Here is a 25,003-nt window from a genome sequence, read left to right on the forward strand (position 1 = left end):
AAGCTACGATCCGGCCATCACCGGGGAGCTTCCGGAAGAACGGGTGTTCGCCTCAGTAGAACCGGACGGGTAGGCCCGTCACAGCCGTTTTCGATGAGAGGCCGCGCCGCACCGGACCGAGTGCGTCGCGGCAAGCGGGGTGGTACCGCGCGAGCCGTAGGCGAGCGTCCCCGTGCCGAGAAACGCTGAGAGATCAGCAGGCACGAGGAGATCGCATGAGCGACCAGACCCCCGACGCTCCGGTGAGCCCGGTGTACCCGATCGTCGACCTGACCGGTGGAACGGGACGCGGAGCGCCGTCGTTCCCCGACCTCGAGAAGAAGGTTCTCGACTTCTGGGCGTCCGACGACACATTCAAGGCCTCCATCGCCAACCGTGACGGCGCCCCGGAGTTCGTGTTCTACGACGGCCCGCCGTTCGCGAACGGGCTGCCGCACTACGGTCACCTGTTGACCGGCTACGTCAAAGATGTTGTCCCGCGTTACCAGACGATGCGCGGCAAGAAGGTCGATCGTCGATTCGGTTGGGACACACACGGTCTGCCTGCCGAACTCGAGGCCGAACGGCAGCTCGGGATCACCGACAAGTCGGAGATCGAGACGATGGGCGTCGAGAAGTTCAACGACTACTGCCGTGACTCTGTGCTGCGGTACACCGGCGAATGGCGCGATTATGTGACGCGCCAGGCTCGCTGGGTCGACTTCGACAACGACTACAAGACGCTCGACCTGGACTTCATGGAGTCCGTCATGTGGGCGTTCAAGCGTCTCAACGACAAAGGGCTCATCTACCAGGGCTATCGCGTTCTGCCGTACTCCTGGTACGAGCAGACACCGCTGAGTAATCAGGAAGCCAAGCTCGACGACGCCTACCGGATGCGACAGGATCCGGCCGTCACGGTAGCCATGCCGCTGACCGTGGCCGCGGACTCGCCGCTCGCATCGCTTGACGGCGTCAACGCACTGATCTGGACGACGACTCCGTGGACGTTGCCGTCAAACCTTGCGGTCGCCGTCCACCCGGACGTGGAGTACTCGCACGTGAAGGCCGCGGGCGGGGCGCAGTACCTGCTGGCCTCCGCGCTCGTCGGCGCGCATGCGAAGGAAATCGTCGAGCCGGAGACGGTCGCGACCTACCAGGGCCGCGAACTCGCGGACCTCACTTACACCCCACCGTTCGACTTCTTCGTGGGGCACCCGAACGCTCATCGCGTCCTGTTGGCCGACTACGTCACCACCGACAGTGGCACCGGCGTGGTCCACCTGGCCCCGGCTTTCGGTGAAGAGGACATGGACGTGGCGACGGCCAACGGCATCGAGGTGGTCCAGCCCCTCGATCCGGGCGGCCGCTTCACATCGTTGGTCCCGCCGTACGAGGGACTCATGGTCTTCGACGCGAATCCCGTGATCATCAAGGACCTCAAGCAGACTGGTCGGATCGTCCGGCACGAGACGATCGAGCACTCCTACCCGCACTCGTGGCGGTCGGGCAAGCCGCTCATCTACATGGCTGTGCCGTCGTGGTTCGTCGCCGTCCAGCCGATCAAGCAGCGGATGCTGGAATTGAACCAGGAGATCACCTGGTCGCCGTCGCACATCCGCGACGGACAGTTCGGCAAGTGGCTCGAAGGCGCCAAGGACTGGAACATCAGCCGTAACCGCTACTGGGGTGCACCGATCCCGGTGTGGGTCTCGGACGACCCCGATTACCCGCGTATCGACGTGTACGGCAGCCTGGACCAGCTCGAAGCCGACTTCGGCGTCCGCCCGGACAATCTGCACCGCCCGTACATCGACGACTTGACGCGTCCGAACCCGGACGATCCGACCGGCCGCTCGACGATGCGACGAGTTCCCGAGGTACTCGACTGCTGGTTCGAGTCGGGTTCCATGCCGTACGCGCAGGTGCATTACCCGTTCGAGAACACCGAGTGGTTCGACGGCGATGAGTCCGGTGCGGTGCTCCCGCACAACCCGGGCGACTTCATCGTGGAGTACAACGGCCAGACGCGCGGCTGGTTCTACAACCTGCACGTGCTGGCGACCGCGCTGTTCGACCGTCCTGCGTTCAAGACCGTCGCCGCGCACGGCATCGTCCTGGGCGACGACGGCCAGAAGATGAGCAAGTCCAAGCGCAACTACCCGGACGTCAACGAGGTGTTCGACCGTGACGGTTCGGATGCGATGCGTTGGTTCTTGATGGCGTCGCCGATCCTGCGCGGCGGGAACCTCGTCGTCACCGAGCGCGGTATCCGGGAAGGCGTTCGACAGGCACTGCTCCCGATGTGGAACGCATACAGCTTCCTGCAGTTGTACGCGGACCGTCGCGCGACGTGGCGCACCGATTCGGAGAACGTGCTCGACCGGTACATCTTGGCGAAGCTCGCGTCGACCCGCGACGAGATGACGACCGCGCTCGACGTGTACGACATCGCCGGAGCATGCGAGAGCTTCCGGGAGTTCTGCGAGTCGTTGACCAACTGGTACGTGCGTCGTTCGCGCGCGCGTTTCTGGGCAGGCCAGGACTCGGACCCGGACGCGTTCGACACTCTGTACACGGTGCTCGAAGTGGCGGGCAGGCTCGCGTCCCCGCTGTTGCCGTTGGCCACCGAGGCGATGTGGCGCGGCCTGACGGGGGAGCGGTCGGTGCACCTGGCCGATTGGCCTGCCGAAGATGAGCTGCCCGCCGACCTCGACTTGGTCGCGGCGATGGACGAGATTCAGTCGGTATGTTCGGTGGCCTCCAGCGTCCGCAAGGCGAATAAGCTCCGTGTGCGTCTGCCACTGCCGGGGCTGACAGTGGCGTCACCGACGGCTGAGGCGATGGCACCGTACGCGGACCTGATCGCTGAGGAGCTGAACGTGAAGACCGTCGACCTGTCGACGGACGTCGACGCGTTCGGTCGGGTCGAGGTCGCGGTGAATGCTCGTGCTGCCGGCCCGCGCATTGGCAAGGACGTTCAGCGCGCGATCAAGGCGGTGAAGTCGGGCAACTGGGAGTTCTCGACGAGCGAAGAGACCGGCGACCAGGTGGTCCGCGCGGACGGCATCGAACTACGCGGTGAGGAGTTCACGCGGAAGCTGGTCGCGGCGTCGCCCGATTCGACGGCTGAGATGCCGAGCGGCCGCGGACTCGTCGTGCTCGACACCCAAGTGACGCCCGAACTCGAAGCCGAAGGGTGGGCCAAGGACCGGGTCCGCGAACTACAGGACGCGCGTCGAAACCTCGGGTTCGAGGTGTCCGACCGCATCTCGGTGCGTTTGGTGGTCCCCGCGGAGTCGGTCGAGACCGCGCAGACCTATGCGGACCTGATCGCGGGCGAGGTCCTCGCGACCACGTTCGACGTCGTTACCGGCGACGCGGCTGCCATCGAACTGAGCGACGGTGTCTCTGCGGACGTAACTAAGGTCTGAGGGGCGAGGTCTGAGGGGCGAGGCGCTCTGTCGCGACGGCTCGTCACCCCGGCTCGCGCACCCGTGTCGGGGTGACGAGCCGGGTCAGGCGGCGTCGAGGATCGTGGCGAGCAGAGCCTCGACGGCCGAACCGCTGCCTCGGGGCGGGCCGTGCGGGAGGAACTCGGGCTCCTGCCCGACGTGGTGAATAGGGTTGACCTGCCACCTCCGGGTGGAGCCATACGGCCGCCAGGCGACCCGACCGGCGTCGCGCCCGTCGTCGAGGATGGTGGTTGTCCACTTGCCCGCCGCCGAGCCCTCGGCCCGGTTGTGCCTGCCGCACGCTCCACCGAGGTTGTCGATGTCGGTGCGTCCGCCGTTCTCCCAGCGGACGACGTGGTGCGCTTCGGTCCGGGAGAACGGCACGTCGCACTCCGGGCCCGAGCAGCCGCGGTCGCGGGCGAACATCGCCAGGCGCTGCGCCTTACTGGCGAACCGCTTGCCGCGTCCGAGGTAGAGGACCTCGTGGGTGTGGCCCTTGAAGACAGCCAGGTGTGGCGTCGCGTGGGCGGCGACCTCGACGAGATCCTTCACCGGAATATGCGCACCGGTCGCGGTCAGCGCGACTCCGGCCTCTGCAGCCAATTCCTGGTCGGTGACGGTGATGACCAGTTCGGCCGGAATCCGGTCCGGACGGCCGAGCGCACCGTGGCCCAGGACGAAATCGGCCATCGCAGTGAGCGCATCGTGATTGCGCTGCGCGGTGGTGCGCGTGTCGCGCTCGCGCGCCGCCGTCAGCACATCCTCGTCGAGGCCGGCCTGATCGGCCGCGCCGTGCGGCGATTCCGGGTCGTCGGGGTTGTTCATACCGGGAGCCGCCCACGCGGTCAGGATCACGTCGAGCTTCGCCCGCAGTGCTGGGGTCAGCGAGCCCCGCACCTTGGACATGAGCCGCGCATCCTGTGGGGCGAGGGTGAAACCGCGCGTGCGCTTGCGATCGGCGTCGTCCGTCAGCTCGCCGTCGGGGTCCAGATGGCCGAGGATGCGCGCACCGACCTTCTTGACGCCCTCCGGAGACAGTGTCCGGGCTGCGTCGACGAGGTGTTTCTCGGCGGCGGTGACGGTTTCCGCGTCGACTGCGGCGGGAATCTTGTCCAGCACCTCGGTGATGTCACGGACGTGGGCGCGATTGATCGCGCCGTCGCGCAGCGCCTGCGCGGTGGCTGGATTGCGGGCGGGGAGCCGACCGCCGCCGATGGCGAGGAACTCACCGGTCGCGAACATCAGCTTGGTGCGCGCGCTCGCCTCGGGAGCGCCCAAGCGGAGCCCGGTGGCCATGTACTTCTGCACGGTCTGGAAACCGGCGCCGTGGAAGGCGAACTGGTCGTTCACCTCGATCAGCAGAGTGGTCGTCGCTGCCTCGACTCGGGCACGCATCCGCTCGTTGGTCTCGGCGGCGGCGAGGACCTCCTCGCTCGACATCGAGGCGAACGACACCTCGGTGAGCTTGGCTGCTGCCTCGTTCATCAGCTCGATCAGCGCGGCGGGCGAGTCCGGAAGAACCGGGCCGTCGTACGCCGATCCGCTCATCGGAATCATCTCCTCTGTGCTGGTCAGAGCTTGTTTCTTTGGCTTCTGAATAGACACTAGCAAGCTTGTACGACAATTCTGGATTGGTGGAGTTGCTGTGCGATCGCCGGTACCGTGGGCCGGATGTACGACCTTGCGGCGACGATGGATGCGATCTCGATACTGCTCGACGTAGAGCGGTCGCCGCGCCTGTCCGGGGCAGTCGTAACGAAGAAGTGGTACTCGGGTCGTCCGGACCTCGAACCGATGGTCGGTCGTCATCATTTCGTCGTCGACCGGGATGAGGATACGTGGTCGCTGAGTGACGACAATCGCCGATTCGTGGATGTTCTGCGGCCGGACGGGCGGCGTCAGTATTTGATTCGCGACCATGTCGAGGACCTACCGGCCGGTGTATCGGTACCAGACGAGATCCGACTGTTGTTCCCGGCGTCGGAGCTCGAGATCTGGGGTCGGACTGCCGACACCTGGCGCATGGTCGGTGCGGAAACAGTTGAGGGCGGCTATCTCGTGCATATCGCCCACCCACGCAGCAAGGCGTCGTATCGCGAGATCTTCATTGACACCGAACTCCGGCTCCCGACCCGGCTCACGACGGTGCGCTACCTGCACCCTAAGGAAGAGATCGTGTTGAGCGACGTTCGTGTGGACGGGGAGTGGGCGGGCTACGTCTATGTGAACGAGCCACAGGTCGGCACACTGATGGCAAGCTTTCCCGTGAAGCGGCGTGATCACGGGCCGCTTTGACGCGTCAGTGCGCGGCGGGAGCTGCCGACCACGTCGGGTACTTCGCCGACAGTGCGTCGCCGCTCGACGTACCACGTAGGCGGCGTCCGACCCACGGGCCCAAGAACTCGCGTGTCCACCGGATGTTCTCGGCGGAGCCGGAGGGGATCGAGTCGGGGAGCGGCAACGGCTGCAGGTCGTGTGCGACGCCGAGTGCATCGAGAACCGCGATCGCCATGCGCTGGTGTCCCGGTGACGACATGTGCAACCGGTCGTCGGCCCAGAGACGTGTGTCGTCGTAGTCGCGGATTCGCCAGTAGTCGACGAGGACGAGGTCGTGACGGTCGGCGATGTGCCGGACGATCTCGGCCATGATCGCGAACCGGCCGCGCAACGGCCCGAAAAACTTTGACGCTCCGGGATCGTGCGGGGTAAAGACGACGACCGTCGCGCCGGTGGCGACGAGTTTGCCGATCGCCTCGTCGTAGATCGCGCCGAGCGCGTCGAGATCGACGCCGGGCCGCAGCAGGTCGTTGCCGCCCGCGTGAATGGTGACCAGGTCTGGATTCAACGAGACGGCGGCGTCGACCTGTTCGTTGACGATCGGCACCAGTTTGCGCCCGCGGATCGCGAGATTCGCGTACCGAGTGCCTGGGTCGATGGCGGTCAACGCGCCCGCGACGCGGTCCGCCCAGCCGCGGACACCATTGGGGAGCACCGGGTCGGGATCGCCGACCCCTTCGGTGAATGAGTCGCCGAGGGCGACGTAGCGAGTGAAATTCACTCGCGTGAGTTTACCGGCCGAGACGAGCGCGAAACGACCAGGCCGACCAGCCACAGTCGCCTCCACGTGACCGGCGATAAGATCACCGCATGAGCACCGACGATCTGGACCGTCTGCAGCGCTGGGAAGACGCGGGAGCTCTCTGGAAGGTGGCTGCTCTCCGACCGGACTCGGCGACCATCTCGCTGCTGCGCTGCGACGCAGGCGAAGAGGTCGACCGGATAGTCACCACTGATCCACGAGTCCTGGCGTTGTGCCGTGAGCGGTGGTGAGCGGCTTCGGCACGGAGCGTAGCTCTCGCTGGGTGTTCCACATCGACATGGATGCGTTTTTCGCGTCCGTCGAACAACTCACCCGCCCCACGTTGGCCGGTCGGCCCGTACTAGTCGGCGGGTCGGGCGGACGCGGTGTGGTCGCCGGCGCGAGTTACGAGTCCCGGGTCTACGGGGCTCGATCGGCGATGCCGATGCACGAGGCGCGCAGACTCATCGGGCCGTCGGCCGTCGTCGTCCCTCCACGTGGATCGGTCTACCGCGTGGTGAGCGGCCGGGTATTCGAGATAGTTCGACGGTTCGCGCCCGTGATCGAGACGTTGTCGTTCGACGAGGCGTTCGGCGAACCTCCCGAACTCGCCGGCGCGAGCGTGGCGCAAGCGCAAGAACTCGCAGCGGCGATGCGTGCGTCGATCCGCGCCGAGACCGGACTCGCGGCATCGGTCGGGCTCGGGTCCGGGAAGCAGATCGCCAAGATCGCTTCTGGATTGGCGAAGCCGGACGGACTGCGCGCTGTCCTGCCCAGTACGGAACTGGAGTTCCTGCACGGACTTCCGGTCCGCAAACTGTGGGGCATCGGACCGGTCTCCGGCGACCGGCTTGGACGTCTGGGGGTCGAGACGATCGGCGATTTCGCGGCGCTCGCGGAGACCGAGGTGGCCTCGGTGCTCGGCGCCACCGTCGGGCCCGCCCTGCACCGGTTGGCTCACGGCATCGACCACCGGCCGGTCGCCGAACGCGCCGACGCCAAGCAGATCAGCGCTGAAAGCACATTCGCCACCGACATCATCGACCTCGCGGGAATGCGCGCCGCAGTCTCGTCCGCAGCATCGCACGCGCACCGCAGGCTCCTCAACGACGGGCGCGGCGCGCGGACCGTCGTCGTGAAGCATCGACTCAGCGATATGTCGATCCTGACGCGGTCGTCGACTTTGTCGACCGCGACCACTGACCTGGGCGCCCTCACCACCGCCGCCTACCGAGTGATGCTCGATCCACTCGACATAGGGCCGGTCCGGCTCGTCGGCGTCGGCTACTCCGGCCTCGACGACGTCCGACAGGATTCGTTGTTCCCCGAACTCGACGCCATCCCCGGCGAGAAGGACGACGAGAGTTCACCGGCGCAGGCCAGCGTCCAGGTTCCGCGTGGCCCCGCGTCCGCCGACGACTGGCCCACCGGGACGGACGTCACGCACTCCGAGCACGGACACGGCTGGGTGCAGGGCGGCGGTCACGGTTTCGTCACCGTCCGATTCGAGACCCGGACCACCGGGCCGGGGCGGACTCGGAACTTCCGGTTGCCCGAGCCGTTGCTGAAACATGCGGACCCGCTCGACAGCCTGGACTGGGATCTGCCCGGCGAGTCGTGAGGCCGGCCCTGCAGTCATTTCGCGGCGTGACTCGCTCCTCGCGTGCTATCCGGTGACGATGCGGCGAAGAAGCCATCGATCGCGTCACGGTCGGCTCCGACCGACAGCAGCGCAATGAGCGCCATGCGCGCCTGCGGTGCACGCAGCCACGGCGAGAAGATCGCTCCGGCGCGGACCAGATCGACGCCGCCGCCACCGCCGCCATAGGTCGGCTCGACAGCTCCGTACGGGACGCGGGTCGAGACGACCACCGGTACGCTCCGCTGCACCGCGAGGTTCACCTGTGCGGTGATGTCCGGATGGGTGTTGCCCGATCCGGTGGCGGACAAGACGATTCCCGCAGCCCGCTGTTCGACCGCCGACGCGATGGTGCCGGGGGACACGCCCGGGTAGAGGGCGAGGAGATCGACACGTGCCGGACGCGCAGGCACCGACTCTGCGATGATCGGTCGAGGCAACTCGGCGTGGACGGTGTCGAAGGCGCGCAGATCGGTAGTCGACGTCTTGAACACGCCACGAGCAGCGAGAACTGTGCCGCCGAGGGCCACCAGCACGCCGCGGCCTCGCGACGCCTGGTCCGCCGCCAGTGCGACTGCGGCGGCGATATTCGCCGGACCGTCCGCGCCCGGATTGTCGGCGGGCCGCTGAGCTCCGGTGAACACCACCGGCCGCGGGTCGCCGGCGAACAGGTCGGCGAGGAACGCAGTCTCCTCCAATGTGTCGGTGCCGTGCGTGACGACGACGCCGTCCACCGCCGGGTCGGACAACTCCGCTGCGATCGCACGGACGATGTCGAACTGTTGGTGCACGGTCAACGACGACGAGTCGACCGCCATCAACTCGCGCGGACGAACGACGACGTCATCTGCCGTGTCGGGCAGCAGATCCTGCGCCGACAGAACGGGGACCGCACCGTCGTCGGTGGTGCGTGAGGCGGCTGTGCCGCCGGTGGTGATCATCACAACCTGACGTGGATTCATGGCCCGATTCTTGCACTTGTCGCGGCGCGATGCCCCCTGGTCGACGACGGCGCGCGGGACGTGTGTGGCAGACGGTGTGTCAGGTACTGGATGCGGGGTGGCGCAACCTTTTGGCATAGTGGGGTGGGCTCGGGGGCCAGAGAAGTACCCCGCGCAGAACCAGACGTGAGGAATGATCTGTGAAGATTCGCAATTTCGTGACCGGTGCCATGGTGGCCGCCGCGGTCGCTGCAACCGCCGCGTGTGGTTCTGACGACAGCGGTTCGGACCTGCCTCCGGTGCCCACCGCTGATTCGTCGACGAGTGCCGCAGCAGGCAGCACGTCGGCGGCTGACGGCGGTATGACCGACCCGAACAAGGTGCCAAGCATCAAGGCCCTCAACGAGATGCTCGAGACCGCACTCGACCCGAAGGTCGACGCATCCAAGAAGACCGAGCTCGTCGAGGGCTCGCAAGCGGATCCGAAGCTCTTCGACCAGTTGGTTAAGGCCGCTAAGGACAACCCGGACGTCACCTACAAGATCAAGCCGCCGGTGACCAAGAACGGACCGAAGAAGGCGAAGGTCAAGGTCGAGGTGAAGGTGCCTGGCAATCCAGCGCAGCCGATCGACGCGGCGATTGTCTACGACAACGGTCGCTGGAAGCTGTCGAAGTCGACGGTGTGCCCGCTGCTGTCGGCCAACGATGTGAAGAGCGTGCTGTGCGCCGACGACTCGCCGTCGAGCAGCGCCAAGGCGTCGAAGAAGAAGTCGAGCTAACCGCTCACGCGCAAAAGGGTCCCTCGCCGCATGGTGAGGGACCCTTCTGCGTGTCAGGGCTTCCCGCTTGTCAGGATTTCCCGCCTGTCAGGATGTCCACCGCACCGTGTACTTGTTCTGCTGCAGCAGCGGTGCGGCATTTGCATCACCGACCAGTTCGCGCGCGCCCGTCGTCGTGATTGAGCCCGCGACGGGCAGGATTCGCTTGAGGTCGACGGTGATGTCGCCGCTGCCCGCCATCGAATACCGGTTGATCGTCAACGTCTGCGCCGAGCCCGGAATCCGGAACACTGAATCGACCGGCACATCGTCGACGGCGACCGCCAGCTTCACGGTATCGCCGGTGCGTTCGGTGAGAGTGACGGTCGTCGTCCGCTTGATCGTCGCCGCCGAGGAGACGGTCCGGACCGACTGCCAGCGCGCCCCGACACCGACCGGATCCACGGGGAGGGGCACCGACTGGTCGAGCGCTCCCGAGAAAGACTGCTCCAGGGCGCTACGTGCGGGCGACCCGGACTCCTCGTTCGGGAACAGTCGTAGGGAGCGCACACTCAACCCGTCGGCGACGGTTACTCCGCCAGCGGAACCGGCGATCGCATCGAGTTCGGGTGTGAGCTCGGCGTCCTTCGTCGTCGGCGTCCCGATCGTGAACTCGAGATTCGACGGGTCGTCACAGACGACGCGCGCGGTGATCGGTGTGCTCAACTCTTGCTGAGTCCGCTGCACCGACGCCGCGTTGTCGTCGCCCGGTGTGATGGACGCCTCTGTCGAATCGGTCGTCAACGTCACCGTCTGCGGACTTGTCGTGTCCGGTCGCGGCGTGAGGACCGCGCGATCGCCGGTTCCGGCATCAAGCAGCCGGACGTCGGCGGCCGCGATGGGAATAGGACGAACATCCTCGCGGCCCACGCTCGACGACGGGGCACACGGCCCGGAGTCGGCGGCAGCGGCGTCGTCGGACGAGCATCCGCTCAGCGCGACGACGGCGCCGACGGGTAGTACCGCCAGTGCGGCGACGACGCGTCGCTTCGACGACGATTGATGCTGGTTCGCGACGGACGCGATCGGCGTGACACTCACCGCTCCGAGAGTAGTGACCGTGCGCGCGGAGCCTTCGGTGAGGGGAGTGGGCGAGGGGAGCGTCAGTGTGACGGACGCCGATCGTGGACAATCGTGGAATGAGTGAAACCGAGACCGGGACCGACGGTGCCCGGCCCGCCGGGCGGAGCACGGCCCGGACAGTCGCGCTGCTGACCCTCGTGGCGGTGATCGCCTACCTTCTGGACCTGTTGACCAAGACATTGGCGGTCGCTCGGCTCGACCCGTGGAACCCGACCCACGTCATCGGTGACTTCGTCACGTTCAAATTGATCCGCAACAGTGGAGCCGCGTTCTCGATGGCGACCGGATACACCTGGGTCTTGACGTTCGTGGCGCTGGCCGTGGTCATCGGGATCATCCGGTACAGCCGGAGACTCGTCTCGACGGGCTGGGTGATCGGACTCGGCCTCGTCCTCGGCGGTGCGATCGGCAACTTGACCGACCGAATCTTCCGCGCGCCGGGTCCGCTGCGCGGCCATGTCGTCGACTTCATCCAGGTCGGCGACTGGTGGCCGACGTTCAACGTTGCCGACTCAGCGGTCGTCTGCGGCGCGGTGCTGCTGGTGGTCCTCACTCTCCTCGGGTACGACTACGACGGCACCCGGTCCGGGTGGGCGGCCCGCAAGGAACCGGTCGGCGCTCCGACAGACACCACAAGCGACAAGGACGGCGACGATGCGTGACTCACGAGCGATGCCAGTGCCCGACGGGCTGCACGGCATGCGCACGGATGCTGGGGTCGCTCGGCTCCTCGGACTGTCGCGAACGGTATCGGCGGGCCTCGCCGACGCAGGCGACATCACCGTCGACGGCGTGGCCGTCGACAAAGCCCACAAGCTCGTCGTCGACACCTGGCTGGACGTCACCCTGCCCGAGCCGGAGCGGCCTCTGACGATCGAGCCGACTCCCGTCGAAGACCTCGACGTGATCTACCACGACTCCGACATCGTCGTGGTGAACAAGCCGCCGGGGGTCGCCGCGCACCCGTCGCAGGGCTGGACTGGGCCGACGGTCATCGGCGCGCTGGCTGCTGCGGGTTTCCGGATTTCGACGTCCGGCGCACAGGAACGGCAGGGCATCGTCCACCGACTCGACGTCGGCACGTCCGGCGTGATGGTCGTCGCGGCGTCCGAGAACGCGTACACGCTCCTCAAACGAGCCTTCAAGTATCGGACTGTCGAGAAGGTTTATCACGCGATCGTCCAAGGACATCTAGATCCACCGGTCGGCACCATCGAGGCGCCGATCGGCCGACACCCCGGCTCGGACTGGCGGTTCGCGGTGACCTCGAACGGCAAGCCGTCGACGACGCACTACGAGACGCTCGAGATGTTCGCGTCGGCATCACTGCTGGACGTGCATTTGGAGACCGGGCGCACTCACCAGATCCGCGTGCATTTCTCGGCGTTGCATCACCCGTGCGCGGGCGACCCGACGTACGGGGCGGACCCCACCCTGGCGGCGCGGCTCGGTCTTGACCGGCAGTGGTTGCACGCGCGTTCGCTCGCGTTCGCGCATCCCGCTGACGGACGCCGTGTCCAGTTCACCACCGAGTACCCCGACGATCTGCAGCACGCGCTCGAGGTACTGCGCGAGGTGTAGGCGTGCCGGGCCGAGACTGTCGTACGCGACGCATACAGTAGAACCGTTCCATCGAATTTCAATGCGGGGAGTCGCCAGCGTGTCCGGGTCTTTCGTTCATCTGCATAATCACACCGAGTTCTCGATGCTGGACGGGGCGGCGAAGATGTCTCCGTTGTTCGCCGAGGCGAAGCGGTTGGAGATGCCCGCGATCGGGATGACCGATCACGGGAATATGTATGGTTCGTCGGATTTCTACAACACGGCGCGCAAGTTCGACATCAAGCCGATCATCGGGATTGAGGCGTATGTCGCACCGGAGTCGCGGTTCAACACTAAACGTGTGTTGTGGGGCAGTCGGGATCAGAAGTCCGATGATGTGTCGGGTTCGGGCGCGTACACGCATATGACGATGGTCGCTGAGAACGCGACTGGGTTGCGGAATCTGTTCAAGTTGTCGTCGATGGCGTCGCTTGAGGGGCAGTTGGGCAAGTGGGCGCGGATGGATGCGGAGATCATCGCTGAGCATGCTGAGGGGATCATCGCCACGACGGGGTGTCCGTCGGGTGAGGTGCAGACGCGGTTGCGCCTGGGGCATGAGGATGAGGCGGTGGCGGCCGCAGCCAAGTGGCAGGAAATTTTCGGTAAGGACAACTTCTATCTGGAGTTGATGGAGCACGGTCTGGAGATCGAGCAGCGGGTCCGGTCGGGTTTGTTGGATGTGGGTCGCAAGCTCGGGATCAAGCCGTTGGTGACCAACGATTGTCATTACGTGACGCGTGATCATGCGTCGTCGCATGAGGCGTTGTTGTGTATCCAGACAGGTAAGACGTTGTCGGATCCGACGCGGTTCAAGTTCGACGGTGATGGCTACTACCTCAAGTCTGCGCAGCAGATGCGTGAGTTGTGGGACGACGTGGTGCCCGGCGGTTGTGATTCGACGTTGGAGATCGCTGAGCGTGTGCAGTCGTACGAGGATGTGTTCACTCACCACGACCGGATGCCGATCTTCCCGGTGCCCGAGGGGTATACGCAGGAGTCGTGGCTTGAGCACGAGGTGATGACCGGGTTAGATCGTCGATTCGCTGGTGAGGTCGTGTCCACCGATTATCTCGATCGGGCGAAGTACGAGTTGTCGGTGATCAATCAGATGGGGTTCCCGGCCTACTTCCTGGTGGTTGGTGATTTGATCTCTCACGCGCTTGAGGTCGGTATTCGGGTTGGTCCGGGTCGTGGTTCTGCGGCTGGGTCGTTGGTGGCATACGCGATGGGCATCACGAATATCGATCCGATCCCGCATGGTCTGCTGTTCGAGCGGTTCTTGAATCCTGAGCGTGTGTCTATGCCGGATATCGATATCGACTTCGATGATCGCCGTCGTGGCGAGATGATCACGTACGCCTCGGATAAGTGGGGTCAGGACAAGGTCGCGCAGGTCATCACGTTCGGCACAATCAAGACGAAGGCCGCGATCAAGGATTCGGCGCGCGTGCAGTTCGGGCAGCCGGGCTTTTCGATCGCTGACCGGATCACGAAGGCACTGCCGCCGCCGATCATGGCCAAGGATATTCCGGTGTGGGCGATCACTGATCCCGAACATGAGCGGTATTCCGAGGCGTCGGAGGTGCGGACGCTGATCGAGACTGATCCGGACGTTAAGCGTATCTACGATACTGCGCTCGGGTTGGAGGGGCTGGTCCGTAACGCGGGTGTGCATGCGTGTGCGGTGATCATGTCGTCTGAGCCGCTGACTGATGCGATCCCGGTGTGGAAGCGTGCGCAGGACGGCGCGATTATCACCGGCTGGGATTATCCCTCGTGTGAGGCGATCGGCCTGTTGAAGATGGACTTCCTCGGGCTGCGGAACCTGACGGTCATTGGCGACGCCATCGAGAACATCAAGACCAACCGCGGAATCGACCTCGACCTCGACACCCTGCCACTCGAAGACGAGAAGACCTACGAGCTCCTGGCTCGGGGCGACACGCTCGGCGTGTTCCAGCTCGACGGCGCGGCCATGCGAGAACTGCTCAAGATGATGCAGCCGACGGGCTTCGAGGACATCGTCGCCGTCCTCGCGCTGTACCGGCCCGGTCCGATGGGCGTCAACGCGCACACCGACTACGCCAAGCGCAAGAACGGGCTGCAGGACATCCGACCGATCCACCCGGAGTTGGAGGAACCGCTCAAGGAGATCCTCTCGGAGACGTACGGTCTGATCGTCTACCAGGAGCAGATCATGCAGATCGCCCAGAAGGTCGCCGGGTACTCGCTCGGCCAGGCCGACCTGTTGCGACGGGCCATGGGCAAGAAGAAGAAGGAGATCCTCGACGAGGCTTACGACGGCTTCGCCGACGGCATGCGCGACAACGGCTACTCACAGGCCGCGATCACCGCGTTGTGGGACACCGTCCTGCCGTTCGCCGGCTACGCATTCAACAAGTCGCACGCCGCAGGCTACGGACTCGTCTCCTTCTGGACCGCGTACCTCAAAGCCAACTTCCCGGCTGAGTACATGGCGGGCCTGCTCACATCGGTCGGCGACGATAAAGACAAGGCGGCCATCTACCTGGCGGACTGCCGCAAGATGGGCATCACGGTCCTCCCGCCGGACGTCAATGAGTCGCTGGCAAACTTCGCGGCTGTCGGCGAAGACATTCGGTTCGGTCTGGCCGCGATCCGCAACGTGGGCACCGGGGTCGTTTCGTCGATCATCGCCGCGCGCGAGTCGAAGAGTAAGTACGCCGACTTCTCGGACTACCTCGGGAAGATCGATGTCGTCGCCTGCACCAAGAAGGTCACCGAATCGCTCGTCAAGGCGGGCGCGTTCGACTCGATGGACCATCCGCGCAAGGGACTGTTCCTCGTACACGCCGACGCCGTCGACGCGGTCATGAGCACAAAGAAGGCCGAAGCGATCGGCCAGTTCGACCTGTTTGGCGGCGCCGACATAGACGACGTCGGCGACGTGTTCGCGGTCAAGATTCCCGACGAGGAATGGGACACCAAACACAAGCTCGCGCTCGAACGCGACATGCTCGGCCTCTACGTGTCCGGGCACCCGCTCGCCGGGCTCGAACACGCGATCTCTGCGCACACTGACACGTCTATCTCCACCCTTCTGGAGGGCAACATCTCCGACGGTGCGCAGATCACGATCGGCGGGATAATCTCGTCCGTCACGCGGCGCGTCAACAAGAAGGGCGAGCCATGGGCGGCCGTCACCATCGAAGACATGGTCGGCGGCGTCGAGGTGTACTTCTTCCCGCGTGCGTTCACCGCGTACGGGATGGACCTCCTGCAAGACAACATCGTTCTGGTGAAGGCGCGCGTCAACAAACGTGACGACTCGCTCATGATCAGCGCCAACGATCTCGCGGTACCCGACCTGACCGAGGTCGGCGCGACCAAGCCGTTGATTCTGACGTTGCCGACCAACCGGTGCACTCCCGACCGTGTCAGTGACCTGAAACAGATCCTGACCAGGCATCCGGGTACATCCGACGTCCACGTGACGCTTGTCAGCGACCGAAGGCAGACCCAACTTCGGCTCACCGACGCGCTGCGGGTCACTCCGTCGTCCGCGCTGATGGGCGATTTGAAGGCGCTGCTCGGTCCCGGCTGTCTCACTTGAGACGATGCTCGTCCTGAGGTCGGGCGCGGGCGAGGTCGTCGTCTCGACAACCGTCAAGAAGTCGCGCTTCGTTGCTACGGCGGCGGCTGTGGAGTCACCCAGCGACGTCCAGGCGCTCATCGCGCGCGTCCCATCGGCCGGAGCCAACCACGTCTGTTGGGCGTACGTGATCGGTGCTGGTCCGCACCAGACGAGCCGATCTGCCGACGACGGGGAACCCGCTGGCACGGCGGGGCCGCCGATCCTCGCCGCTCTGCGACGGCGGGGAGTGGTGAACGCGGCGATCGTCGTCGTCCGCCACTTTGGTGGCGTGAAACTCGGTGCGGGCGGCCTGATCCGGGCCTACGGCGGTAGCGCCACCGCAGTCCTGGACGCGGCTCCGCTCCACGAGGTGGTGCCGTCGAGTGTAATTCGACTGCGTGTTCGAGTCGACGACGCAGGCCGTGTCGCGACCGATCTGCATTCGATGGCGACCGTGCGGTCGACCGAGTATGGTGCGGACGCCGTCGACTTCGTCGTCGAGGTCTCGGCAGATGCGCGAGAGCAGCTCTGCGATCACGTCATGTCCGTGACGTCGGGCTCGGCGACGATTCTGGACTAGAGCGGACACCGAGATTCGGGTGTCCGAATCTTTCGATCGGGATGCGCTACACTTGGGTGTATGACCACCCATATTCAGAGTGTGCGGCGACCGGTTCCGGTTATCGACCTCGCAGGCGCGCGGTGGCCGCTTAATAAGTTGGCGGCGGCGGGCGTCGGGTTGCTGCTGGTCGTGGGTGTTCTGATGTTCGGCGGTTCGGCCGTCGCCGCCGCATGGACCGCGGCGATCGCGTCGATCGCCGTGTGGTGGGGCGGTTACGCTTGGTGTGGCCGACGGTGGGAACATAGTGCGCGTGAGTACGTCGCCGAACACCACTGGTCCGAACATTTCTGGGCCGAACACGACTGGTCCGAACACCGCAGAACTGAATGTGGCAGCCAAGAGCACTGACGGTCCTGTTCCAGGTCTGAACCGCGGCAGCATTATCGAGGCCGCGGAGCGGCTCGCGGGCGTCATCGTCCGCACTCCTCTGGATCCGTGTCCCCGGCTCAGTGCCGACACTGGCGCACAGGTGTATCTCAAACGCGAGGATCTGCAAGGCGTGCGCTCGTACAAGATCCGCGGCGCGTACAACGTGATGGCGCAACTGTCCGACGCCGAACGCGCGGCGGGTGTCGTCGCAGCGAGCGCAGGCAACCACGCGCAGGGCGTCGCATTCGCGTGCGCGACGATGGGCGTGCACGGCCGGATCTATGTGCCGACCACGACGCCCAAGCAGAAGCGCGACCGGATCAATTGGCACGGAAAGGGATTCGTCGAGCTGATCGCGGTAGGGGAAACCTACGACGCAGCGGCGTCGGCGGCGCAGGCCGATGTACTGCGTACCGGAGCCACATGGATCCACGCGTTCGACGACCCGAGGACGGCCTCCGGGCAGGGCACCATCGGTGCAGAGATCGTCGACCAGCTCGATGGTGCGCCGGACGTCGTCGTCCTGCCGGTCGGCGGCGCTGGGTGCATGGCGGGAATTGTCACCTATCTGCGCGCGGTGGTGCCCGATGTGGCGATCGTCGGCGTCGAACCGAGCGGAGCGGCTTCGCTCGCCGCCGCGCTGATCAACGGGTCGCCGTACACGTTGGATGTGATCGATCCATTCGTCGACGGTGCGTCCGTCAAACGGATCGGCGGCCTCGGTCACGCAGTGATGGCCGCAGCGGGCGCTCGCGTCGTCGCACATCCCGATCTGGAAGGTATCGCCCAGACGCCTGCCGTCCCGGTCGTCGAGCTCGCCGACGTCGAGGTGTCGCCGGGCAGTGTCACGATCATGCACGTCGACGAAGGTGCAGTCTGCTCGACGATGCTCGAGTTGTATCAGAACGAGGGGATCATCGCCGAGCCTGCGGGAGCGTTGGCCACGACCGCGTTGGCGGAACTGTCGCTGCCCGCGGACGCCCGCGTGGTCTCACTCGTCTCCGGCGGCAACAACGACGTGTCCCGTTACGGAGAGGTGATCGAGCGGTCGCTTGTGCACCGCGGACTCAAGCACTATTTCTTGGTGAACTTTCCGCAGGAGCCCGGCGCCCTGCGTCGTTTCCTCGACGAGGTCCTCGGGCCGGACGACGACATCACGTTGTTCGAGTACGTGAAGAGGAACAATCGGGACACCGGCGAAGCGCTCGTCGGCGTCGAGCTCGGTGATCGGACCGGGCTGGACGGCCTACAGGACCGGATGGCGCGATCACGGCTCAATGTCGAGCGCCTAGAGCCCGGGTCGCCCGCGTACCGGTATCTGACCTGACGCGGTTCGAAAGTCGACCTGCCCGGGTCGATTCTCGTCTCCGTTACGTCCAGTGAATGCCCCGAACCGCCTGGTCTCGAAGGCCGGCCGGTAATTGACCTGCGCTTACGTATGTGGGGTTAGCGACACGAGCATAGTATCTGTGACTCCGTGCACACTAAACTGTCCTCACTGTGTATGCTTCGATCCACGGATCAGCGGAAATCGGCGGGAATCCTCGCAGAAGACCGCGGCGGGCATTGGGGGATGATCTTCCCGACCGGCTGACCACCTGAGGTTTGACGACGCGAAGGTAGGGGAGTGAGCACGGAAACGGTAAGTACGCGAACCGGGCTCGGCACGAGATGGTCGGAGAGCGGCGCGGGCAAGTGGTACCGCGGGCACGTCACCAAATCGTTCGAGACGTTCGGGCGGCAGTTGGCGATGTTCGTCGAAGTCTTCAAAGTCTTGATCGTAGACATCGTCAAACGGCGATTCCCCTTCAAAGAGTTCGTCCGGCAGTGCGCCTTCATGGCGTCGACGTCGGTGTTCCCGACACTTCTGGTCGCGATCCCGATCGGCGTCATCGTCTCCATCCAGGTGTCTAACATCGCCGGACAGATCGGCGCGACGTCGTTCTCTGGCGCGGCGACCGGCCTCGGCGTCATCCGGCAGGGTGCACCCCTGGTCACTTCGCTGCTGCTGGCCGGCGCCGTCGGATCGGCCATCGCCGCCGACCTCGGCTCGCGCACCATCCGCGACGAGATCGACGCGATGAAGGTCATGGGGGTGAACCCGATCCAGCGGCTCATCTCGCCGCGACTGCTGGCGACCATGCTCGTCGCGTTCCTACTGTGCGGTTTCGTCTGTTTCGTCGGCTTCATCACCGGCTACGTCTTCAACGTCTACGCGCAAGGTGGCACGCCAGGGAGCTATACGGGGACCTTCGCGTCGTTCGCAAGTACATCGGACTTGATCTTCGCGTTAGTGAAATCGGTGATCTTCGGGGCGATCGTGGCCGTCGTCGCCTGCGACCGCGGACTGAACACGACCGGTGGTCCAGCAGGCGTCGCGAATGCGGTCAACGCGGCCGTCGTCAACTCCGTCCTGTTGCTGTTCACCGTGAACGTCGTCCTCACACAGGTGTTCGCGCTCGTCGTTCCAGCGAAGGTGGTGTGACATGACAGCGTCTCGATATACCCCGCCAGCTCTGAAACCGCTCCAGTGGGGACGCAAAGCGCTTGAGGGCCCGCGCGACGGGCTCGTCGCGATGGGGCACCTGATCACGTTCCTCGTGCGCTCGATCGCGCTCGCGCCGATCACATTCCGCCACTACAAGAAAGAAGTCTGGCGACTGCTGTCCGACGTCGCGTGGGGCAACGGCGCGATCGTCGTCGGCGGCGGAACCGTCGGAGTCATGGTGATCCTCGGTGTGATGGGCGGTGCGACCGTCGGTATCGAGGGGTACACCGCGCTGAACCTACTCGGCATGTCGCCGTTGACCGGTGGACTTTCGGCGTTCGCCACGACTCGCGAGATAGCGCCGCTCCTCGCGGCGACCGCGTTCACTGCGCAGTCGGGATGCCGATTCACCGCGCAGCTCGGCTCGATGCGCATCAGTGAAGAGATCGACGCCCTCGAATCCATCGCGATCCGCCCGCTGCCGTACCTGGTGACCACCCGGATGGCGGCCGCAGTCCTGTCGATCGTCCCGCTGTACGCGATCTCGCTCGCCGCGAATTACATCGCCTGCCAGGTGATGTTTCAGGTGCAGAGCGGTGAAGGCTCCGGAACGTACCTGCACTACTTCGAATCGTTCATCCTGTCCCGCGACGTCGTCTTCTCGTTCATCAAGGTGATCGTGTTCGTGCTGTTGACGACGTTCATCCAGTGCTATTACGGCTACTTTGCGTCCGGCGGACCGGAAGGTGTCGGCATCGCGGCGGGCCACGCGATCCGGTTGTCGATCATCACGATCGTGTTCGCGAATCTGGTCTTGACACTCGTGTTCTGGGGTTTGACCGCCGGAATCAGGATATCGGGGTAGGCGCGGCATGAAGATCGATACAGGTGGACGCGATCCGTCGATGGCGACGTACTTCGTGCGAGGAGTCATCTTCGCCGTCGTCGGTCTAGTGGTGCTCGGACTTTTGTGGGCACGGTATGAGGGGAAGTTCGAGGACCACACGGAGGTGTCGGCATCGTTGACCGATGTCGGTGACGGACTGATCAGCGGGGCAGACGTCCGCTACAACGGCATGATCGTCGGTGAAGTCGACTCCGTCTCGGTCGTCGGCTCGTCGTCGGAACAGCAGCGAGACGTCGAGATGCTTCTCGAACCGAAGCAGGCGGACGGGATTCCGGCGAACACGACGGCGCGGACCGTGCCGTCGAACCTGTTCGGCGTGAACTCGGTCGAACTCATCCGTCCCGAACACCCGTCGGACGGCCGACTGTCCGACGGCGACGTCGTGAAGGCCGATACGTCGGAGCCGACGATCCGGCTCCAAGATGCTCAGAACGAATTGCGGACGTTGCTGCGCAGCGTCCCACCGGAGGACCTCGGCATGGTGCTCGGCACCATCGCCGATTCACTCGACGGCGGCGGAGCCACATTCTCGACCTTCGTCGGAGTCCTCGACTCCTATTGGAAGACCATCAACGCGCAGTTCCCGCCGGGCGCTCCGTCGGGCTTCGACAACTTCACCACTGCCATCGAAGGGCTGGCGTCCTCAACGCCAACTCTGCTCGACACCCTCGGCAAGTCGGTAAAGCCCGCGTTGACGATCGCCGAGAAACAGGACGATCTCACCGCGCTGCTCTCGAACAGCCAGGACCTCCTCGACACCACACAGGCACTGTTCGCAAAGAACGGCGACGCCGGAAAGCGCGTGGTCCGCGACCTCAACACCACGCTGGGTGCGACGATGCTCGACCCGGACGCTATGCCCCAGGCTCTGCACGAACTGTACGTGCTCGCAGGCCGTGTGCTCGGCGTCTTCACCGGTGTCAATGGACACGTACAGCTGAACCTCGGCATCAACTTCGGCGCCTACCGGATGTACACCAAGCAGAATTGTCCCGTGTACGACGGCGGGCCGTACGGTCAGCTCCGCGGCCCCGGATGTGTCGGGCCGGGCACGGGTACCGGTCCGACACAGTCGGGCCCGCTGCTGGTGTATCCCGAAGGCGGCATGCAACCCGACCGGAACCGTAATGCGAAGAAGGCTCGCGGCGTCTCGACGTCGCAGGACTCCAAGACGCTTGGCACCGCGCTGGGTCGCAAGCCGACGTCCGCGGAGACCTTGATGCTCGGGCCGTTGGTCTCGGTTGCGCCGGAGAAGGAGGGACAGCGATGAGTAAGAACACCGACGGCATCCGTAAGCCGCTGATTGGTTTCGGCGTGTTCGCAGTGGTCGCACTCCTCGTGACGTATCTGATCTGGTCGACCCTGGACCGTTCCGTGCAGGGCAAGGTGACCGATTACGCCACTACGTTCGGAGACGCGTCCGGCCTCGCTTCGGGCGACGATGTCCGCATGGCTGGTGTTCGGGTCGGCCGCGTCCAGGACATCGAGCTCGACGACGGACGCGCCAGGGTCACGTTCGAAGTGCAGGACGGCCAACACGTCTACGGCAATACACGCGCCGCGATCCGCTACCAGAACCTGATCGGGCAGCGATACCTCGCGTTGAACCTCGACGGCGACAAGCCCGGGCCGGAACTGGACAAGGGATCGACGCTCCACCTCCCCGGTGAGGACTCGTTCGACGTCACGAAGCTGCTCGCCGGCTTCCAGCCGGTCTTCGACACCCTGACTCCCGAACAGGTCAACTCGCTTTCGGAGAGCCTGATCAAGACGTTCCAGGGTGACGAGGTGTCATTGTCTCGGACATTGTCGGAGATCGGTCAGGTGGCCAACGACATGGCAAACCGCGACCAGGTGCTCGGTTCGATCATCACGAACCTCTCGGTGGTGATGCGCGAACTCGCGTCGCAGGGCAAGCAGGTGCAGACATTGATCGACAGCGCCTCGAAACTCGTCGAGAACTTGAACGGCAACTCGGCCGCGTTCGGCAAGTCGATCGATCAGATCGGCACGACTGCCGACGGATTCGCGGATGTGCTCGCCGAGAACCGGGGGTCGCTGCGCGACGCCGGCACTGCGGCTCGCGAAGCCACGACCAAACTCATCGGCCAGGGCAGCAAGCTCGACACCATGGCCGACGTTCTTCCAGAGTTCCTCGGCCACTTCCCACTCGTCATGATGCAGGGTGCCTACTTGAACATCTACGCATGTGAACTCGACATCTCGATCGGCGACGTCCTGCTGCCGCCGGGGCTGATCACACAGATCGGCGGAACCCAACATTCGGTGGTGTGCCAGTGAAGAATCGTTTGCGTTCATCCTTCGGCGACCGTCGTGGACTTTGGTACGGCATCTTCGGTGCGATCGGCATCGTCGTCCTGCTCGTCGCGATCGTCGGCATCAGCTCGGCGAACATCGGAAAGAAGACCTACACGGGTGACTTCATCCAGGCAGGCGGACTGCGGACCGGCGATAAGGTTCGCGTCGCAGGCATCGACGTCGGTGAGGTCTCCGACACCGAGTTGGCGGGCGACCACGTGAAGGTCACGATGAAGGTCGACACCGACGTGAACGTCCGCGAGGACGGTTCCGCCGAGATCAAGATGTCGACCCTCCTCGGGCAACGCTACGTCGACGTCGTACTCGGCGAATCCGGTAGGGAGTTGGACGGTGAGCGCATCAAGACCACGCGCGTCCCGTACGACCTGCAGAAGACCCTCGAAAAGGGCACACCGGTGCTGGCCGGCATCAAAGCGGACGATCTCGCGAACAGTATCCGCACGTTGAACACCCAGCTCAAGGGTGCTCCTGCGATCGCCGAGCCGACCCTCGACGCGTTGACCAGGATGTCTGCGGTCATCAACAACCGGACCGATCAGATCGGCCAGCTCCTCACCGACACCAAGGCGGTCACCGAGCAGGTGGAGAACAGCCAGTTCCAGCTGTCGATCATCGTCGGTCAGGGCGCCCAACTCGCGACGAAGATCCAGACTCGAGAACGACTAGTCACCCGCATGCTCGACGGTGTCGCCGAACTCACCGAGCAGGCGCGGGCGGTGGCAGCGGAGAACGGCAACCAGTTCGCGCCGGTGATGGCGAACCTCGACACCATCTCGTCTGGTCTGGAGAAGAACCGTGACAACCTGCGGAAGATGCTCGAGGTGCTGCCCGTCACGGCGCGTCTGACCAACAACTTGGTGGGTGACGGTCCGTACGCCAACGGTTATCTCCCGTGGGGCATCTTCCCCGATAACTGGCTGTGCCTGGCGAAGGTGGTGGACGGATGCTGACGGCGACGCGAACCCGAACGCGGCGAGCGGTCGCAGCGGTCGCGATGACGGCGGTCACCGTACTCACGGTGACCGGGTGTTCCCTGATGCCCGCGAGCTGGTCGTCGGCACTGGGGCAGTCGAAGACCGTGACCGCCTATTTCGACGACGTGTCGGGCCTGTATGAGGGCAACGACGTCGCCGTCCTCGGCATGCCGGTCGGCCGCATCCTGTCGGTGGAGCCGCAAGGCACCCGTGTGAAGGTCGAGATGACCGTCGACGACGACGTCTCGGTGCCTGCCGACGTCACGGCCGCGATCGTCAACACTTCGATCGTGACGACCCGCCACGTCGAGCTGACGCCTGCGTACACGAGCGGTCCGACCCTCGGCGGCGACGACGTCATCAAGCACACGAAGTCTCCGGTCGAAATCGGCACCCTGTTCGATTCGATCGACAAGCTGGTCGTGAACCTGTCCGGCGACAAGCCGGGCGAGGGACCGATCGCCGACCTCGTCGACATCACCTCCGGTATCGCCGACGGCAACGGTGAACGTCTCAAGGAAGCGCTCGACGGGTTGGCGAAGGCGGGCAAGACCGGTGCCGACAACGGTGACGCGATCGTCGACATCCTCAAGTCGATGAGCAAGCTGACGACTGCGCTGACCGACAACTATCCGAAAATGTTGCAGTTCTCGTCGTCCCTGACGACGGTGTCGCAGATGCTCGGCGACCAGTCGGTCGGCCTCGTCTCGTCGCTCGACGACCTGAACCGCACACTGACGAACACCTCCGAATTCCTGGCGAACAACTCGGGCACGATCAGTTCGTCGACCGGACGTTTGAGCTCGGTCATCGCGAATCTGTCGGACTATTCGCGGCAGGTCGTCGAATCGATCGACGTCGCCCCGCTGCTCTTCCAGAACCTGTCGAATTCGATCTCGGCCGAGCAGGGCGCGTGGCGAGCGTCGGTGCTGCTCGACAAGTCGCTGGTAGACAACGAACTCACTGCGACTCTCTGTGAGGCGATCAACGTGGACAAGAAGGGCTGCCGGACCGGGCGTCTCAACGATTTCGGTCCCGACATGGGCATCTACTCGGGACTGTTGGGGCTGTTGACGAAATGACACGCATGCGGA

General features: G+C 64.9%; 21 protein-coding genes. 17 read left to right on the top strand and 4 right to left on the bottom strand.

Features of this window, described 5'->3' with window-relative positions; translation table 11 throughout:
• The first annotated feature begins 215 nt into the window (after positions 1 to 215).
• Positions 216 to 3,413, top strand: a complete 3,198-nt coding sequence (gene ileS / locus MP11Mi_RS14240; RefSeq protein WP_420039549.1) for an isoleucine--tRNA ligase — start codon at positions 216 to 218, stop codon at positions 3,411 to 3,413.
• Between the two features lie 84 nt (positions 3,414 to 3,497).
• Here ileS and MP11Mi_RS14245 read toward each other — a convergent pair whose 3' ends face one another.
• On the bottom strand, positions 3,498 to 4,982 hold the full coding sequence (locus MP11Mi_RS14245) for an HNH endonuclease signature motif containing protein (RefSeq protein ID WP_420039550.1): 1,485 nt from the start codon (positions 4,980 to 4,982) through the stop codon (positions 3,498 to 3,500).
• Between the two features lie 123 nt (positions 4,983 to 5,105).
• Here MP11Mi_RS14245 and MP11Mi_RS14250 point away from each other — a divergent pair, with 123 nt between their 5' ends.
• Positions 5,106 to 5,729 carry a hypothetical protein gene (locus MP11Mi_RS14250; RefSeq protein WP_420039551.1) on the top strand — a complete coding sequence of 208 codons (624 nt, stop codon included), beginning with the start codon at positions 5,106 to 5,108 and terminating at the stop codon, positions 5,727 to 5,729.
• A 4-nt stretch (positions 5,730 to 5,733) separates the two neighbouring features.
• On the opposite strand, the gene MP11Mi_RS14255 is transcribed toward MP11Mi_RS14250, so the two are convergent.
• Positions 5,734 to 6,492, bottom strand: a complete 759-nt coding sequence (locus MP11Mi_RS14255) for an SGNH/GDSL hydrolase family protein (protein ID WP_420039552.1) — start codon at positions 6,490 to 6,492, stop codon at positions 5,734 to 5,736.
• Positions 6,493 to 6,581: 89 nt separating this feature from the next.
• Between MP11Mi_RS14255 and MP11Mi_RS14260 the strand changes: the two genes are divergently transcribed.
• Together MP11Mi_RS14260 and MP11Mi_RS14265 are read left to right on the top strand one after the other, a co-directional pair.
• Complete coding sequence (locus MP11Mi_RS14260) at positions 6,582 to 6,764, top strand: hypothetical protein (RefSeq protein WP_420039553.1); 183 nt, start codon at positions 6,582 to 6,584, stop codon at positions 6,762 to 6,764.
• A gap of 47 nt (positions 6,765 to 6,811) precedes the next feature.
• The gene (locus tag MP11Mi_RS14265) at positions 6,812 to 8,134 is read left to right on the top strand and encodes a DNA polymerase IV (protein ID WP_420712884.1); all 1,323 of its coding nucleotides are present in this window, start codon (positions 6,812 to 6,814) and stop codon (positions 8,132 to 8,134) included.
• Positions 8,135 to 8,148: 14 nt separating this feature from the next.
• On the opposite strand, the gene MP11Mi_RS14270 is transcribed toward MP11Mi_RS14265, so the two are convergent.
• Positions 8,149 to 9,114 carry an asparaginase gene (locus tag MP11Mi_RS14270; protein WP_420039555.1) on the bottom strand — a complete coding sequence of 322 codons (966 nt, stop codon included), beginning with the start codon at positions 9,112 to 9,114 and terminating at the stop codon, positions 8,149 to 8,151.
• A 179-nt stretch (positions 9,115 to 9,293) separates the two neighbouring features.
• Here MP11Mi_RS14270 and MP11Mi_RS14275 point away from each other — a divergent pair, with 179 nt between their 5' ends.
• Entirely contained in the window at positions 9,294 to 9,872 is a 579-nt protein-coding gene (locus MP11Mi_RS14275) for a hypothetical protein (protein WP_420039556.1), read from the top strand.
• Between the two features lie 87 nt (positions 9,873 to 9,959).
• On the opposite strand, the gene MP11Mi_RS14280 is transcribed toward MP11Mi_RS14275, so the two are convergent.
• Entirely contained in the window at positions 9,960 to 10,952 is a 993-nt protein-coding gene (locus tag MP11Mi_RS14280) for a hypothetical protein (protein WP_420039557.1), read from the bottom strand.
• 98 nt (positions 10,953 to 11,050) lie between these two features.
• Here MP11Mi_RS14280 and lspA point away from each other — a divergent pair, with 98 nt between their 5' ends.
• The 12 genes from lspA to MP11Mi_RS14340 all read left to right on the top strand — a co-directional run bounded on the left by lspA (position 11,051) and on the right by MP11Mi_RS14340 (position 24,991).
• Entirely contained in the window at positions 11,051 to 11,656 is a 606-nt protein-coding gene (gene lspA / locus MP11Mi_RS14285; RefSeq protein WP_420039558.1) for a signal peptidase II, read from the top strand.
• Positions 11,649 to 12,575 carry an RluA family pseudouridine synthase gene (locus tag MP11Mi_RS14290; RefSeq protein WP_420039559.1) on the top strand — a complete coding sequence of 309 codons (927 nt, stop codon included), beginning with the start codon at positions 11,649 to 11,651 and terminating at the stop codon, positions 12,573 to 12,575. The genes lspA and MP11Mi_RS14290 overlap by 8 nt, the downstream gene beginning before the upstream one ends.
• A 79-nt stretch (positions 12,576 to 12,654) precedes the next feature.
• Positions 12,655 to 16,188, top strand: a complete 3,534-nt coding sequence (dnaE, locus tag MP11Mi_RS14295) for a DNA polymerase III subunit alpha (RefSeq protein WP_420039560.1) — start codon at positions 12,655 to 12,657, stop codon at positions 16,186 to 16,188.
• Between the two features lie 4 nt (positions 16,189 to 16,192).
• Positions 16,193 to 16,789 (top strand): IMPACT family protein, encoded by a 597-nt coding sequence (locus tag MP11Mi_RS14300; protein WP_420039561.1) that lies wholly within the window; start codon positions 16,193 to 16,195, stop codon positions 16,787 to 16,789.
• Positions 16,790 to 16,849: 60 nt separating this feature from the next.
• On the top strand, positions 16,850 to 17,179 hold the full coding sequence (locus MP11Mi_RS14305) for a hypothetical protein (protein ID WP_420039562.1): 330 nt from the start codon (positions 16,850 to 16,852) through the stop codon (positions 17,177 to 17,179).
• Positions 17,160 to 18,527, top strand: a complete 1,368-nt coding sequence (gene ilvA / locus MP11Mi_RS14310) for a threonine ammonia-lyase IlvA (protein ID WP_420039563.1) — start codon at positions 17,160 to 17,162, stop codon at positions 18,525 to 18,527. Before MP11Mi_RS14305 ends, ilvA begins: the two co-directional genes overlap by 20 nt.
• 300 nt (positions 18,528 to 18,827) lie before the next feature.
• Positions 18,828 to 19,685: an MlaE family ABC transporter permease gene (locus MP11Mi_RS14315; RefSeq protein WP_420039564.1), complete on the top strand. Its 858-nt coding sequence runs from the start codon at positions 18,828 to 18,830 to the stop codon at positions 19,683 to 19,685.
• Between the two features lies 1 nt (position 19,686).
• Entirely contained in the window at positions 19,687 to 20,553 is an 867-nt protein-coding gene (locus MP11Mi_RS14320) for an ABC transporter permease (RefSeq protein ID WP_420039565.1), read from the top strand.
• Between the two features lie 7 nt (positions 20,554 to 20,560).
• Complete coding sequence (locus MP11Mi_RS14325) at positions 20,561 to 21,865, top strand: MCE family protein (protein WP_420039566.1); 1,305 nt, start codon at positions 20,561 to 20,563, stop codon at positions 21,863 to 21,865.
• Positions 21,862 to 22,896 carry an MlaD family protein gene (locus MP11Mi_RS14330; protein WP_420039567.1) on the top strand — a complete coding sequence of 345 codons (1,035 nt, stop codon included), beginning with the start codon at positions 21,862 to 21,864 and terminating at the stop codon, positions 22,894 to 22,896. The genes MP11Mi_RS14325 and MP11Mi_RS14330 overlap by 4 nt, the downstream gene beginning before the upstream one ends.
• Complete coding sequence (locus MP11Mi_RS14335; protein ID WP_420039568.1) at positions 22,893 to 23,885, top strand: MCE family protein; 993 nt, start codon at positions 22,893 to 22,895, stop codon at positions 23,883 to 23,885. Before MP11Mi_RS14330 ends, MP11Mi_RS14335 begins: the two co-directional genes overlap by 4 nt.
• Positions 23,879 to 24,991 carry an MCE family protein gene (locus MP11Mi_RS14340; RefSeq protein WP_420039569.1) on the top strand — a complete coding sequence of 371 codons (1,113 nt, stop codon included), beginning with the start codon at positions 23,879 to 23,881 and terminating at the stop codon, positions 24,989 to 24,991. Before MP11Mi_RS14335 ends, MP11Mi_RS14340 begins: the two co-directional genes overlap by 7 nt.
• Positions 24,992 to 25,003: the final 12 nt, after the last annotated feature.

Source organism: Gordonia abscondita, assembly GCF_032711245.1.
GTDB lineage: Bacteria > Actinomycetota > Actinomycetes > Mycobacteriales > Mycobacteriaceae > Gordonia.

Bases quoted from the DNA above. Each gene is read 5' to 3' on its own strand.
- ileS (WP_420039549.1), top strand. From the start codon at position 216: ATGAGCGACCAGACCCCCGACGCTCCGGTGAGCCCGGTGTACCCGATC.
- MP11Mi_RS14245 (WP_420039550.1), bottom strand. From the start codon at position 4,982: ATGAGCGGATCGGCGTACGACGGCCCGGTTCTTCCGGACTCGCCCGCC.
- MP11Mi_RS14250 (WP_420039551.1), top strand. From the start codon at position 5,106: ATGTACGACCTTGCGGCGACGATGGATGCGATCTCGATACTGCTCGAC.
- MP11Mi_RS14260 (WP_420039553.1), top strand. From the start codon at position 6,582: ATGAGCACCGACGATCTGGACCGTCTGCAGCGCTGGGAAGACGCGGGA.
- MP11Mi_RS14265 (WP_420712884.1), top strand. From the start codon at position 6,812: ATGGATGCGTTTTTCGCGTCCGTCGAACAACTCACCCGCCCCACGTTG.
- MP11Mi_RS14270 (WP_420039555.1), bottom strand. From the start codon at position 9,114: ATGAATCCACGTCAGGTTGTGATGATCACCACCGGCGGCACAGCCGCC.
- lspA (WP_420039558.1), top strand. From the start codon at position 11,051: ATGAGTGAAACCGAGACCGGGACCGACGGTGCCCGGCCCGCCGGGCGG.
- MP11Mi_RS14290 (WP_420039559.1), top strand. From the start codon at position 11,649: ATGCGTGACTCACGAGCGATGCCAGTGCCCGACGGGCTGCACGGCATG.
- MP11Mi_RS14300 (WP_420039561.1), top strand. From the start codon at position 16,193: ATGCTCGTCCTGAGGTCGGGCGCGGGCGAGGTCGTCGTCTCGACAACC.
- MP11Mi_RS14305 (WP_420039562.1), top strand. From the start codon at position 16,850: ATGACCACCCATATTCAGAGTGTGCGGCGACCGGTTCCGGTTATCGAC.
- MP11Mi_RS14320 (WP_420039565.1), top strand. From the start codon at position 19,687: ATGACAGCGTCTCGATATACCCCGCCAGCTCTGAAACCGCTCCAGTGG.
- MP11Mi_RS14325 (WP_420039566.1), top strand. From the start codon at position 20,561: ATGAAGATCGATACAGGTGGACGCGATCCGTCGATGGCGACGTACTTC.
- MP11Mi_RS14330 (WP_420039567.1), top strand. From the start codon at position 21,862: ATGAGTAAGAACACCGACGGCATCCGTAAGCCGCTGATTGGTTTCGGC.
- MP11Mi_RS14340 (WP_420039569.1), top strand. From the start codon at position 23,879: ATGCTGACGGCGACGCGAACCCGAACGCGGCGAGCGGTCGCAGCGGTC.